This is a genomic window from Endozoicomonas sp. ALB032 (assembly GCF_049310125.1).
Taxonomy (GTDB): domain Bacteria; phylum Pseudomonadota; class Gammaproteobacteria; order Pseudomonadales; family Endozoicomonadaceae; genus Endozoicomonas_A.
Window position 1 is genome coordinate 3,955,562 of sequence record NZ_JBLYNW010000001.1, and the last position, 14,034, is coordinate 3,969,595.

Annotated in this window: 13 protein-coding genes; 5 read left to right on the forward strand and 8 right to left on the reverse strand. The window is 47.7% G+C overall.

The genetic code is table 11. The features are described 5' to 3' along the window. Positions 1-93 precede the first annotated feature (93 nt). The 4 genes from ACO6VG_RS15080 (at position 94) to ACO6VG_RS15095 (ending at position 4,797) form a co-directional block, all read left to right on the forward strand. Positions 94-1,158: a methyltransferase gene (locus tag ACO6VG_RS15080; RefSeq protein WP_422133073.1), complete on the forward strand. Its 1,065-nt coding sequence runs from the start codon at positions 94-96 to the stop codon at positions 1,156-1,158. Positions 1,159-1,339: 181 nt separating this feature from the next. Next, positions 1,340-2,155 (forward strand): amino acid ABC transporter substrate-binding protein, encoded by an 816-nt coding sequence (locus ACO6VG_RS15085; RefSeq protein WP_422133074.1) that lies wholly within the window; start codon positions 1,340-1,342, stop codon positions 2,153-2,155. A gap of 68 nt (positions 2,156-2,223) precedes the next feature. Next, a complete protein-coding gene (locus ACO6VG_RS15090; RefSeq protein ID WP_422133075.1) occupies positions 2,224-2,889 on the forward strand; it encodes an amino acid ABC transporter permease in 666 nt (221 codons plus the stop codon). Positions 2,890-3,057: 168 nt separating this feature from the next. Beyond that, entirely contained in the window at positions 3,058-4,797 is a 1,740-nt protein-coding gene (locus ACO6VG_RS15095; RefSeq protein WP_422133076.1) for a hypothetical protein, read from the forward strand. Between the two features lie 219 nt (positions 4,798-5,016). Here ACO6VG_RS15095 and ACO6VG_RS15100 read toward each other — a convergent pair whose 3' ends face one another. From ACO6VG_RS15100 to ACO6VG_RS15120, 5 genes are all read right to left on the reverse strand, one after another. After that, the gene (locus ACO6VG_RS15100; RefSeq protein ID WP_422474528.1) at positions 5,017-5,412 is read right to left on the reverse strand and encodes a helix-turn-helix domain-containing protein; all 396 of its coding nucleotides are present in this window, start codon (positions 5,410-5,412) and stop codon (positions 5,017-5,019) included. A 238-nt stretch (positions 5,413-5,650) separates the two neighbouring features. Next, positions 5,651-6,361, reverse strand: coding sequence for a tRNA1(Val) (adenine(37)-N6)-methyltransferase (locus ACO6VG_RS15105; RefSeq protein ID WP_422133078.1), 711 nt, complete (start codon positions 6,359-6,361; stop codon positions 5,651-5,653). Then, on the reverse strand, positions 6,361-7,278 hold the full coding sequence (locus ACO6VG_RS15110; protein ID WP_422409438.1) for a DMT family transporter: 918 nt from the start codon (positions 7,276-7,278) through the stop codon (positions 6,361-6,363). Before ACO6VG_RS15110 ends, ACO6VG_RS15105 begins: the two co-directional genes overlap by 1 nt. Before the next feature lie 95 nt (positions 7,279-7,373). Then, positions 7,374-9,068: a hypothetical protein gene (locus ACO6VG_RS15115; protein WP_422474531.1), complete on the reverse strand. Its 1,695-nt coding sequence runs from the start codon at positions 9,066-9,068 to the stop codon at positions 7,374-7,376. Between the two features lie 444 nt (positions 9,069-9,512). Next, on the reverse strand, positions 9,513-9,704 hold the full coding sequence (locus ACO6VG_RS15120) for a hypothetical protein (RefSeq protein WP_422137524.1): 192 nt from the start codon (positions 9,702-9,704) through the stop codon (positions 9,513-9,515). Between the two features lie 443 nt (positions 9,705-10,147). On the opposite strand from ACO6VG_RS15120, the gene dusA reads away from it, so the two are divergent. Beyond that, positions 10,148-11,161: a tRNA dihydrouridine(20/20a) synthase DusA gene (dusA, locus tag ACO6VG_RS15125; RefSeq protein WP_422133082.1), complete on the forward strand. Its 1,014-nt coding sequence runs from the start codon at positions 10,148-10,150 to the stop codon at positions 11,159-11,161. Between the two features lie 63 nt (positions 11,162-11,224). On the opposite strand, the gene ACO6VG_RS15130 is transcribed toward dusA, so the two are convergent. From ACO6VG_RS15130 to ACO6VG_RS15140, 3 genes are all read right to left on the reverse strand, one after another. Next, positions 11,225-11,818 (reverse strand): STAS domain-containing protein, encoded by a 594-nt coding sequence (locus ACO6VG_RS15130; protein WP_422133083.1) that lies wholly within the window; start codon positions 11,816-11,818, stop codon positions 11,225-11,227. Beyond that, positions 11,819-12,991 carry a response regulator gene (locus ACO6VG_RS15135; RefSeq protein WP_422133084.1) on the reverse strand — a complete coding sequence of 391 codons (1,173 nt, stop codon included), beginning with the start codon at positions 12,989-12,991 and terminating at the stop codon, positions 11,819-11,821. Positions 12,992-13,286: 295 nt separating this feature from the next. After that, a complete protein-coding gene (locus tag ACO6VG_RS15140) occupies positions 13,287-14,009 on the reverse strand; it encodes an MlaA family lipoprotein (protein ID WP_422474533.1) in 723 nt (240 codons plus the stop codon). Between the last annotated feature and the right edge of the window lie 25 nt (positions 14,010-14,034).

A 14,034-nucleotide genomic window follows, 5' to 3' on the forward strand; every position in this document is an offset into this window, starting at 1 on the left:
TGGCCCATCAATAAGTCATAGTTTTTATGACGTTTTCTCATTAATAGAATATTATTCTGTGCTGTGATTTTATTTGCTTGATTGAAGGATGCTATGAACGCTCGAGTTCTCTCTAACCCAAGCCAGTTGGTGGTTCGTAACAGTGAATGGCTGAGCTGCGATAAGATGCTCGTGCTGGGTATGCCTGCTGATGGTCTGGGAAGAGAAATTCTTCAGGAAGGCATTGCAGAAGAAGTTTACGGGCTGGCTCGAGACTTTTCAGTCTACAGGGCCGTTAAAGAGGACTGGTCTGCAAGCAGTCAGATGACTCTTCACTATGGCTCTGTGGTCGAATCGACAGCAGGCCACTTTGATGGCGTGCTGATTTTTCTGCAGAAAAGCAAACCTCTGATGGATTTCTGGCTGGCGATGATTGCACCTTTGTTAAAAGAAGACGCTGTCGTCTGGCTGACGGGCGAAAACAGTGAAGGCATAAAATCCTGGCGCAAGCGACTCAGGCAGAACTTTTCTGAAGTCAAAAACATGGATAATGCCCGTCATTGCAGTTTAATTGAAGCTTCAGGCTATCTGCACAATGGCGTTGAATTCTCCAGGCCGGATTATTACAGTGCCTATGAACTTAAAGTTCGTGATACATTTATGCCGTTATTCTCTCTACCTGGTGTATTCAGTCATGGACGTGTTGATGTGGGTACTGCAGCACTTCTGGATACCTTTGATCACTGCGCGGCCGAACGTGTTCTCGATTTTGGCTGTGGTGCCGGAGTGGTAGCCGGCTTTCTGGGGCAATTGAACCCCGACGGACATTATACTCTGGTAGACTCCGATGCTCTGGCTCTGGAAAGTTCAACCCGTACCCTGCAGGAAAATAACGTAAGGCACTTTAACGTGATCGCCAGCGACGGTTTATCTGAAATCACTGGTGAGTTTGACCTGATCGTTTCCAATCCTCCATTTCATCAGGGTGTCAAGACTCATTATGCAGTAACGGAACAGTTTCTTGCCCGGTCTGTTGACCTGCTAAAGAAAGGAGGGGAGCTGAGAATTGTGGCGAACAGCTTCCTCCGCTATGAGCCGATCATCAAACAGGCTTTCGGAGATTGTAAAACACTTGTCGTAAAAAAGGGTTTCTCAATCTATCAGGCTTTCAAGCGCTGATCGCAAAAATATTTATATAACATTTTCACATAAAAACTGATGAAAATGTTATTTCAGTTATAATTGGTGACGCTGATAATCTGCGCTCCTGATTATGGGCAAGCAGCCTTCAGGACCACATTTCATTAGATTAAATGAGTGGTTGAGCACATTGCCCACAGCTGTTCTTAGGGAGACACTCATGTTCGGTCTTACATTTAAAAAAGCTATAACCACCGTCACTCTGGCTATGTCTGTGGTGCTGGCTGGCTGCTCTGATGATCAGTCTGCACAGACACAGGCAGGCAATGATGAAGTTAAGTCTTCTGTCGTTAAAGTCGGTATGTCTGGCACCTATTACCCGTTCACTTTTATGGAGCAGGGTGAACTGAAAGGCTTTGAAGTTGATCTCTGGAAGGAGATCGCTAGTCGCCTGAATAAAGATGTTGAGTTTGTTACGGCACCATTCTCTGGTCTGTTTGGCATGCTGGAAGCAGGTCAGCTGGACACTATTTCCAACCAGATTACGCTGACTGAAGCCCGCGCCGAACGTTATGCTTTCTCCGAGCCTTATGTTTACGACGGTGCCCAGATAGTGGTCCACGAAGACAACAATGATATTAAGTCAGTTGATGATCTGGCAGGCAAGAGAGTTGCTGTGAATCTGGGCTCTAACTTTGAAGCGATCCTGCGTCAGAATGATCCAGAGAACAAAATCAATGTGGTAACCTACGATACCGGCATTGAGCAAGATGTTGTGCTTAAACGTTCTGATGCTTTTGTTATGGATCGTGTCAGCGTAATGGCCCTGATTGATAAGTCTGATTTGCCTCTGAAGTTAGCCGGTGAGCCGATTGAGATCCTGAAAAATGCTATGCCCTTCGTCAATGATCAAGAGGGTCTGGCTCTGAGGGATCAAGTGAACTCTGCTCTGGCTGTCATGGCTGAAGACGGAACTCTGGCTTCTATTTCCGGTAAATGGTTCGGTGGAGACATTACTGTTAAACCTGCAGGGTAAACCTTTCATCCATTACTGTTCTCTGGAATACTGGCCCGTTTGTTCCGAAGTCAGCTACAGGCATTTGAATGATGGATTTTGAATACACTGTCGGAATGCTTCCGACAGTTGCCGTGAATCTGGATACGACGTTTTTTATGACACTGGGTGGTCTGGTGTTATCTCTGTCTCTGGGTCTTGTTCTGGCTCTGGTAAAAATTGCCCGGCCCTTTTATCTTCACCATCTGGCTGACCTGTATATCTCTTTTTTCAGGGGATCGCCGCTGCTGGTTCAGCTCTTCCTGTTCTACTATGGCCTGCCACAGTTGGTACCTGCTCTTGCAGGTATGCCTGCCATAGTGGCTGTGATCATCGGTCTGGGTCTGCATTTTGCTGCCTATATGTCAGAAAGCATGAGGGCAGCGATTATTAGTGTCCATGCGGGGCAGATGGAAGCTGCTTTGAGTGTCGGTATGACCCGGGCCGAGGGCATGAGAAGAATTGTTATTCCTCAGGCGGCAAGGGTGGCTTTTCCCGGATTGATGAACAATGGGATTGATCTGCTCAAGAGCACATCACTTGCCTTTACTCTGGGGGTTGTTGAGATCATGGCCCGTGCCCAGATGGAGGCCGCCAGTAGCTTCCGCTTTTTCGAAAGTTACCTCAGTGTTGCGCTGATTTACTGGGGAGTGGTGTTAGTATGCACCTGGCTCCAGAAGTGGGCTGAAGCAAGACTCAATCGAGCATACATTTAGTTGTTCTGTTTTGCGGATGCCGAATCTACGGCACCCGCCTCTCTTCTGTGGTGATTCTGAATTTATAATGTTGTTATTCTGACTTCTACTAATATCGGCGTTATTCATTCTAATTTTTTCCTATACTAACGAAAAGTTATGACCGCGTTTGACCATGGAGAGGTCAGGATGAGTTTAAGAACACGTATAGAGTCCTTGGTACCCCGGCTTGCACATTTCAAGAGTGAAGTGTCACAGCAAGTCAAGGCATTGCACCCTAAAAAAGTGCTGGTTAAAAACTGGGGCCGTTTCGTTCAGGGAATGAAAATAGCGGCCTTCCATGCCAAACGTCTTGCCCACGGTATCTCAGATCGTATCCCCAGAGTTCGTATTACTGCCAGAAGGGTTGTCCAGATCAGGGCTGAGGAAGCCTTGATGGGGAACCGTATCAAGGCAAAGAGTCAAGAAGGTATTCCTCTAAGCCCTGATCAGTCAGAATTTCTCAAGAAGCAAGCTGGCTTTGAGGTGAAGTCTCGAGAGGTTGGCTCTGAAGGTAGCAAAACGACTGTTGATTTCCTGGTTAAGGTTGAATCAAACGCACTAAAAGAAGCTGATAAACAGTTTGAAATCGATCTTGAAGCCTTTGCCAAGGCAAGAGTTGCGCTTAATGACAAAATGCTGAGACGCCCTACCGAGGTGACTGAGGAAGAGAGTACTGAAGTCAAACAACTGAAGGAAAATCTGGATAAATCGCAATCCCGTCTGGCTTACCTCAGGCATATGGCTACAGAGCTCAAGTATAAGGAGCTGGGTGGCCAGTTTGATACTGAGGCTGCCCTTCGCGATGCCATCAGGGTTCACGTGAAAACTCAGGGCTTACAGAAAAGTAATGCCTTCAATCTTGTTCAGGGTGTCACCAATAATATCGCCAGTGTGACTCAGGATCGTCTGGATATTGATTCCCGGATCAGAGAGATCAGTGATAAGTACAGAAACAGAGTTTACAAAGACATTATTGCCTTTGTTGATAATCCTGATGAGCATTCAGAACACAATACCCTGGTCAGAGCCCAGCGTAACAGACAGATGATCTGGGGTACTGACAAGCTTCAATTTGCCACAGCAGAAGCGGGTTACTCCAAGCGTTTACCAGGGTTGGATTATTATATGTGTGCAGCCAAAGAAAACTGGCCACAGGGTGAGCCCGTCTATAAAGACCGCCTGGTACTGGAAGCTGTTCGACTCATGCACAATGACTGGTCTCTGTTTGCCGGTGACGTTCAGTCTGAGATTGATAAAATCAGGGTTGATATCGATAAAGAAAATGGCGTTGGCAGTTTTGATTCAGAAAAAATGTGGGAATATCACCACCTGAGAAGTTTCCAGGAAACACTGTCAAAACTGAGAAGGTTTGCAACCAAGGATGCTGACAGCACAAGCCGGGTGGTCGATTTCCTCTCCAGTTATGGTGAAGAGTTGGGACTGGGTGAACACCCGGGCTACAACCTGGATGTGTTGACGAAAGAGGCCCAGGCCAGATACGGTGTCAATAGCTTTAAGCAACTGGAAGAATCAGTGACCAGAACAGAAAAAGGTACGGCTGAGCACCCGGAGTATATGCCCATTCCTCCTTTTGGTCAGACTCCTCCCCTTATACAACCGGCAGTGAATAACCGTTTTACGGGAGTCGCTTCAATACCATCTACTGACCCATTTCTTTCGGATTTACAAGAACAACAGGCTCCTTCAGCGGTGTTTAAATTGGCTCCGTGGCCGACTGATACGGGATCACCTGTATCCAGTCCAGTGCCACCGCCACCAGGCTTTGGTAATAAATGGGAAGCCTTTGGAGAGCCAGATACGAGTGAATCAGAGGATCCATCCCAGAGCTCTGAAAAAGATTCCCAAAACAATAGAAATACTTTCTAGCAGCCTGTCGGACTTAAGCGTCCGTAGCGAGGATTGCAAGAAATTGAGGATAAAAATCTCTGTTTCTGAGGAGAATAGCGAGCTATTTGACGAAGAAACAGAGATTTTTAGACCAATTTATTGCAACCGCAGTAGGACAGTCTTAAGTCCGACAGGCTGCTAGCCCTGTTCAAAGAACAAACAAAAAAAACGGCACCTGACCTATAGGTGTCGTTTTTTTCAGGATTGCTTATCCATTTTCTGATAAGCGACAATGTCGTCTACATCGATATTTAAAGCCTCTGATAGCTTCCTTATAGTTTTTATAGACCCGGTTTTTTGTCCAATCTCGATCTGACTGATCATGGAAGCCGATACGCCTGACTTTTCATGTAGCCCTTTCTGGCTAAGCTCTCTGTACTCCCTCCAGACGGTAACGGGGTTGTCACCGTTCATGAGCCTGTTTGTGACCTGATCAGGCAAAATCTCATCCTCTCCGTTGAGGAGATCTGCTTTCGCCTCTCTGAAGGCTTCAGAGTCTTCGATGTCTTTCATCCCTTCTAACATCGCCAGATATTCATTGTAAGGCATAACAACGAAAGCTGGTTTTCCTTCGTGATTCAATATTTCAGCCATTTCAAAACTCCGGAGGGACGAAGCCCTTCTCTCTAGGAGCCTGACAGAGAATAGCGCCCGTAGCGAGGACGGCAGAAAATTGAGGATGGAAATTCGGTTTTGTGAGGAGAATAGCGAGCTATTTGACGAACAAAAGCGGATTTTCAGACCAATTTGCTGCCGCCGCAGTAGGGCAGTCTATTTTCTGTCAGGCTCCTAGTGTTTGTATATTGTTGCAGACGCGACAGGAAGTAAGCAGTTAAAGCTTTAAATAATAGGGCCTGAGAAGATCTATAGTCTCAGTTGTGTACGCTGGGTGCTCGCTGTATATCGTCATCTGCTCAAGCTTATGTCTTGATCCGGAATGCCCCAGAACCAGCAGGTGACGATGATTTTTATGGGTGTCAGAAGAGCGAATAGCCAGGGTTCGCTCCAGCTTCAAGTTTGTGGCTTGGTGGAGCGCTTCCAAAAACACTGGGCTGGATTCAACCGGCAACAGAATCCAGGCTTTGCCATCCTCAGACATCAGTCTGTCAATATTTTCAGCCAGTTCCAGAAAACTCAAACTGTCTGTGTGACGTGCCAGTGATCGCCTGTTGCAGGGGGCTTTAAAGGCATTCTCAAAAAAGGGAGGGTTGCTGAGTATACAGTCATAGCGTTTTTCAGGCATAAACGATTGAATGGCGCAATGATGTAACTTCAGACGACTCTTCCATGGGCTGGCTGAGAAATTTTCCCGGGACTGAATAGCCGCCTGATCGTCCAGTTCAACCGCATCAATGCAGGCTGTGGATCTTTGGGCTGCCATTAAGCTGAGCAGGCCGGTTCCGGCACCAATATCAAGAATGGATTGACTGTTTTCCACCTCTGCTCTGGCGCCAAGAATGCAGGCGTCGGTGGTAATCTTCATGGCAGTCTGGCCCTGTTCTACCCTGAATTGTTTGAATTGAAAATAACTGTTTCTGGCCATCAATGGTTGCTCGCTACAGGAGCTTCTGAAGGCTTTTCAGACGCTGGTTTTCTTTGTTGAAATACAACGGCTGAAACAATCATCAGCAGCCCCACATAGGTGGAAATATGAATGCTCTCATCCAGAACATTGGCGATGAATATCAGTGAAAGGAAAGGGCTGAGATAGCTGATGTTGCTGATGACTGAGGTGTTTTTTGCCAGCTTGAGGGCTTTGAGCCAGAAAATATAGGCAAATCCCATCTCGACCAGTCCTATATACAAAGCCCCGCTGAGACCTTCCACAGGAATAGGCCAGACACTGGACTGCCAGAAAACAGCCACCGTGATCCAGGGTAATCCGAACAGAAAGCACAACAGCAGGCCAACCTGTGAGTCACCCTTATTTCTGGCGTTTAAAATCCAGTACAAGGCCCAGATCAGGGTGCTGGAAAGCATCAGAATTACGCCCTCTGGGTTACCAAAGTTGAGATTTTCCAGCTCACCCCGGGTACTGATAATTAATACGCCAAGATAGGCTAAGAGACAACAGATGCCATCCTTGAAACTCAGCTTGTTACCCAGCAGCGGCACAGCCAGCAATGTGAGCGCCAGAGGCCAGCTGTAATTCAGTGCCTGAGCCTGCTGGGCGGGCAACAGGTCATAGCCGCCAAACAGGACGATGTGGTAGAGGAAAGGGTTAAGAAAACCTAGCAGGATGTAAAGTCCAAAGTGCTCTCTGCCCTGTTGGATCAGTTGGGGCCACTTGCCCTGGGCAATGACAAAACCACCCAGAAGCAGGGTCGAAGTTAACACCGACCAGAATACCATTTGCCATGGATCAAGATGGTCGAGAGTGAGCTTGAAGGCGGTAGCAACGGTGGACCACATCAGGGCAGTGGCCAGAGCATAAAGGCAGGCTTTTATTTGTGAAGACATAGGGTGTCAAGTCGCTTTAGTGGATGCTGGCTCAGGCGGCTGAAACGCGTCTTATATCACGGCAATCTGCTTTACGCCATGAAGATTTAACAGCGTCAGCTCACGCCGTTCATCTTAAGGAAGTTTTCCAGAACCGCTTCCTGCATCCTCAGGTAGTGAAAGGCAGTTGTCGTGTCGGCCTCGGGGTTTGCCAGTAGAGTTTCCATGGCACTGTTGATGCGCTGACGGGAGTCATTGATGAGATGAGTGTCATTTTCCGAGAAGACTTTACTCGGTAGTGAGGTACCAATGGCATATTGATAGCACTGGCGTGTGAAGCTATTCATCGTTTCCTTGAACCGATCCAGAACTTCTTTGCTTGCAAATCCCGGAGTATTCAGAAGAGCCTGATCGATTTGTCTGACATCCTCCGTTTCACAATGAACGACATGCATTGTAAAGGCCGTTTCATCAAGCTCAGGCTTTTTCATAAAGTCTGAGTCTATTCGTGCTCCCCTGCTGTTTCTCAATACCAGTGTCGGCAGAGGATAGGTGGGGATATTGAACACCTGCTCCGGTGTATCCAGCTCATGGTTGGCTCTTACATCGGCTAATTGCTGCTCAAATACCCAATGATGTAACCGGGCTTTTTCAAGTGGCGTCACAGAATGGTTTTGAAGTTTTCCGGAAGGTTGAACCTGATATTGGGTCGCACTTTGCAAAACAGGATGTTGCTCAGCTGCAGATGTCAACATAGGGTTTGGTTGTCGGTCGGGTAAATCCCCGACACCGTGTTGGGCATAAAGTCTCATGACTTCTGCCTGCATCTGATCATGGTTGAATTTCGTTGCTGTTTTTTCGGGTTCGGGAGCAACACCCTCAATCTTATCGATGAAAATCTCCAGCTCCGCTTTCAGTCTCTCGGTCAATGCTTCCATGCTACTGAGTTCCAGACTTTCAACCAGCCCCTGATGGCGGTGCCCTAGTCGGTCCTGCCAACCCATCAGTTTTCCCTGAAACTGTTTGAGGTCGTGCAGGTTCAGGACCGAGTCCGGATCTACGTTTCGCCGCAGACAGTGAGCTCTGAAGCCATCCTGGCCTGGTAAGAATCGCTTAGCCAGTTGCTGCCTTTTTTCCAGTGTCTTGAGCTGAGCAGCCTGTCCCAGATCTGAAAGCACAAACATGTATTCGGTCACCGCCAGTTTGATAAGATGAGGCAGTGAGTCTGCTTTTTCCATGACGCTTATGACAGTGTCGCAGAAGAATTTTATGTCTTGATAATCTGGAGTGGCGCCATTACCTGTTAGAAAATCTGTGAGCTTGGCTGCCTGATGATCAAAGTCGCGAATTGAGACATCCATCCCGGTTTCTCTTCTAATGGTTTGCAGACCCTTACGCAACCTTCGGATTTGCAACCTTTTGGCTTGCTTGAAAGATATGTTTGAGTCTTCTGGCACTGCGTTATTGCCCGGCATAAGGGCTGTCAGGATTCTTCTGGCTCGTGACGAAGGTTCAGGAAAAGTTTGGTTTTCTTTCGGTGTTTCAACGTATGGAAAGCGGGGAGGGAGTTCAACACCGGAGACCATGTGGGCAGACAGTGACTGATCGGAAAGCTTTTTGGCCAGAAGGTAGCCTTTACTGATAACAGGGCGTTGCCGGTAATCAGAGCCACTGGTTTTTTTTCCGGTCATTTTACGAACAGGATGTTTGACTACTTCGGTCTTTTTTCCCTGGAAGCGGGAAACCACATTATCCTTGACCGTTCGGGCAAATCCGGACAATCCATGATAAACGCTGCTTAAAATGTGCATCCTGCCTTCCCTGGCAATTTCAATCCTTCAGCAACTCGATATTAAAGGCCTGAGCCCAGTGTTTGACGATTTTCTCAGTATAAGTACTCAATCATACGAAATCATATTTTTTGACTTATTGTTCAGGCACTTGCGGCAACTGCTCCTGCGTTGCTCTAGCTCCTGCATCCATGCAGTCGTGCTGTGTTGCAACTCTGGTCACATAGCTTGCTATGTTCCCGTCGTTGCGCCTTGCAGAGCACCTGCCCAATAAGCCAGAAATATTCGATTTCGTATGGCTGAGTACTTATGTATCGACACTTGAGCTACCGGTATAACCCAAAGCTTTCGGTTTGTTGTCCAGGCTGGTTTTGTTGAATTGGAAGAGAGGAAGAGTAGGAGGTTGATTTTTTCGTGCATCTCTGGAAAACGATACTGCCTCGTTTTCCAGAGTATTTGGCGTTGTCAAACCTGCGGCAGGTACTTATTTGCCTGGTAGAGGGGATCGGAGGTGTAGCCATTACAGGCCAGAGGTTCCTGATTGCTGTCTGATTGGAGGGAAATAAGGTATTCCGGATAACGGATGTCGTCTATTTCGCCACCAGGGTGGGTAGCGTCCTCAAATAACCGTTTGTTGTCGAGTCCTGGATTATACATGATCGTCTTCCTTTACGATGCTGTTTTTTAAGACTTTAAAACGGGAAAGATTTAAAGCGGTAAATTGTTTAATCAGTTGTCGATGAACGCAGTATTTTTATTTTCTCCGATCTGAAAGTATTCCTGTTAAGCCTTAAAGCTATTGAGATTTGCAGCCCTGAAACATTCTGTCTGTGTTCTTCAGCTGTAAAGACTAAGGTATCGGATTTCTTTTCGACTGTCACTCTTTTGACGTGTGGTATTTTTTTGACGGCATCATCTGGATGCAGGCTCTCGCGGTTAACGCTGACAAATTCTTCAGTTGAAAATGGGGATGCTCTGGAATGAGCGGGGCAAATTACTTATGCGGGTGATGCTATCCCACAGTCGATAGTGAGTGATCTTTACTGCCGAAATGGGCTTTCTGTTATATCATTATCCGTTCTCTAATTTTGAAAATCATTATGCCAGTGACTCAGCCCAAACCCCTGGACCGTAAGTTTTCCGTTGCTCCCATGATGGCATTAACGGACAGACATTGCCGTTACTTTCACCGTTTGCTGTCGGAGCACTCTCTGCTTTATACCGAAATGGTGACCACCGGGGCTCTGGTATTTGGCGATAAAGACCGTTTTCTCAGGCACAATCCTGAAGAGTATCCACTGGCCCTTCAGGTGGGTGGTCATGACCCTCAACATCTTGCCCGGTCAGCCCAGTACGCAGAACAGTCCGGATACCAGGAGATCAACCTGAACGTGGGTTGTCCCAGTGACAGGGTTCAGAATGGTCGCATTGGTGCCTGCCTCATGGCAGAACCCGAGACAGTTGCGGAAGGGGTCAAAGCCATGAAACAGGCGGTGGATATTCCGGTAACAGTGAAGCACAGGGTTGGCATAAACGGTCGTGATTCTTACGAGGAGCTGGTGGATTTTGTCGGAAAAGTGGCTGAAGCCGGTTGCGAAACATTTATTGTGCACGCGCGTATCGCAATTCTTGAGGGTCTGTCTCCCAAGGAAAATCGTGATATTCCTCCTCTAAAGCCTGAGTTGGTTTATCAGCTGAAAAAAGATTTCCCGCAACTGGAAATTACCATCAATGGCGGCATAGGAACCTTTGCCGAGATTGAACAGCATATGGAACATGTGGATGGTGTTATGTTGGGCAGGGAGGCTTATCATAATCCCTATCTGATGGCTGAAGTCGATAATCGTCTATATGGTACCGGCAAACCGGTGATCGAGCGTCATCAGGTTGTTGAGAGAATGCTGCCCTACATTGAATCCGAGCTGGCAAAGGGCGCATTCCTGAGTCACATAACCCGTCATATGCTGGGTCTTTACCAGGGGCAGCCTGGAGCTCGTAAGTTCCGTCGTTATATCAGCGAAAATGCTCATAAAAATGGCGCGGGGCCAGAGGTGCTGCTTGAAGCAGTCAAGCAGGTTGAAAGTCTGAGGGAAAGAGCACAGGATGCGGCCTGAGATAGTAAAAAAGTCCCAGTGGTAAGCGACGTTGAGCTGAAACCTTCTCTTTGGAATTGATCTTCAGCTCCTGTTTTTGTCTTCCTGTTCATCTTCATCATCTTGATTTTTGTTTTTATCTCGATGTTTATTTTCGTCTTGATTTTTGTCTTCATCAGGGCCATTGGTTTGAATCTGCTCAAGCTGCTTCACCAGTCCACTGAAGGTTTCCCGGTTTTCTTCGCTCAGACTCATTAATACCTTATGGGCGTCCAGAACTTTCCTGGCCTGACTGGACTGCTCCAGATTTCCATCGCAGGCAATGTCATGCATGTTCAGATTCAGGTTCAGTTTTTCATAGCCTTCCAGCTCCCTGACTATCACAAACACTCTGTCAAACCCCATACTCAGGAGAATTCGGGTGATGTCATCTTTAGTAGAAATAATAACTGGCACCAGCCCCAGATTTTTTTTGGTTTGAATCGACAATTTGGCCAGGAGGCCCAGAGAGGTGCTGTCGATGGTGTCAGTGTCGGTCAGGTCAATAATGACAGAGGTGAAATCAGGCTTGCTAAGCATCTTTTCAAGAGAAGCACAGAGGGTTAGCCGTACTTCTCCCACCAGTTTCAGAATATAAGTGCCATCGCTTTTTGCGAACAGTATCTTTCCAGTAGTCATTCAGTCTCGAGCCAGGATCAGCAGGGCAACGTCATCTGGAATGGCTTTCATGGTTTCTAGCCCCAGCTTTTCTGTCAGCGCCGATACGGTGACGGCTCCCTCTTTAATAACAGACAACAAGTAGTCTTCCTTCTCCTGAAGTGTCTGCTGTGGCAGTACCTCCAGAATACCGTCGGACAGGATAGTCAAGGTAAATTGCTCGGGCAAGTCAATGGTGACATCTTCAAAAGTAGCGTCTTCAAATAGCCCTACGGGCAACCCCCGGCCTTCAATACAGCGGGTCTCTTCCGGCGTGGAAAGAATGGGCAGAGGGTAGTGACCGCCAAAGGCATAAGTCAGCTTTTTATCACGGGTGTCGACAACACCGCCAAAGACCGCAACATGTTTACCCAGGCCGGTTTCGAGAAGGCTACGGTTGAGGAAGTTGAGCACATGGGAAGGTTTGACCCTGACCCGTCCACCATGAGACTGATATTCCTTGAGCAGGTTCATGGACATGTGTTTCAGTAATACCGTGATAAAGGCCGAAGAAGCACCATGGCCGGAGACATCAGCCAGGTAGAAGGCAAAACTGTGCTCGTTCAGGACGAAGTAGTCAACAAAGTCGCCACTGAGGTAGAGAGACGGGATGATCCGGTGGTCGACCTTGAAATTTTCAAAAATCAGGGGTTCCTGAGGCAGCATCTTCATCTGAACCTGGCGACCGGCCTTCTGGTCCTCCTGCAGCAGGTGCAGGTTGTTTTCCAGTGAGTGAATGGCCTCTTCAAGGCTTTCACGGTAGCGGCGGTTTTCAAGTATCAGCTGAGCATTTTCAAGAGCACGGTTAATGGCGTACTCAAGAACTTCCAGATCGACGATAGGCTTGATGATGTAATCACTGGCACCCAGGCGTAATGCCTGAACGACATCGGTCATGACACCGGCACCGGAAACCACAATAAAGGGTGTATCCGGAGACATCTCCCGGACGTTTCGAAGCACTGCCAGTCCATCCATCTTCGGCATCCGAAGGTCACAGAGAATCAGATCCGGGGAGGTCTCTTTGAATACAGCCAGCCCCTGCTCACCATTTTCTGCCTGAAGAATATTGAATCCGCTGTCTTCGAGATAGGCTACGATGCTTTCTCTGACAATTGTGTCATCATCAATGACCAGGATGGTCCTGCTGGTCATATTTATAATCCTGCCTGCTGGAGAGATCTGTCCAAACCTTTGTCAGGAAAATCTACGTCAAGGAAAACAGAGTGCATCTGACCTTAAACCATTATTGATTTGTCTGTGATGAAACATACTCTCAACCCGGCCTTGCTGCAAGCTGAGGGAAGGTAAAGCAAGGAAATCTATCCGGAGCTGAGGTTCCGTTTTTTCTGGTCTGATCGTCGGATTATATCGAGGCAGAATTGGCCAATTATGCCTCGAATCAGTGGGTTAGGAGCCTGATTCAAGGCATTTGAAGAGGTACTACCTGTCAGAAGTCGTCTTCTGGCAGCTGACCTGTAATCAGGTATTCACGGCGTTGCAGATAGGCATCCCGAACAAAGGTATAGCTATCACCCACAATCAAATCTTCAGCGCTGAGCAGGGAGGAACGGGTGCTGACAATGTCCACTCCTCTTACAACCCATTGATTCCGTTCTGGCTCAAATTGTCCCTGAAGGTTCAACATGGAGTCTGGCAATAAGCCGATACCGGATCTGAGTGTTCTGGGCCCGAGAAACGGCAGTACAATATAAGGGCCCGACGGACTGCCCCAGTGAGCAAGCGTCAGGCCAAAGTCTTCATATTGCTGTTCAATCCCCAGTGGGGTGGCGACATCAACCAGTCCCAGCATACCTATCGTAGAGTTAATGCCGAAGCGACTAACTGAAGCCAATGCCTCACCGCCTTTAAACTGTAACAAAGCATTGGCAGCATTACGGATCTCGCCGAGGTTTGAGAAGAAGTTAGTGACCAACTGCTGAATAGGTTTGGGAGTCACTGCATCATACCCTCTGGCCACTGGCCTCAGGGTATAGTCGTCCAGCGTATGATTGAATGAAAAGATTGCACGATTCGCTCGCTCCCAAGGGTCGTCGTAGGAGACAACAGCAGCACCGGCAGTCGAGATATACCCTGCCAGTAGCAGAGTGGGTATTAATTTAACCATATTTTTTAGAGTATTTTTCAGGTTTGCAGCCAGTGCGCGTCTCACGTTCCTGTCCTCGCTTTCCTTGTTG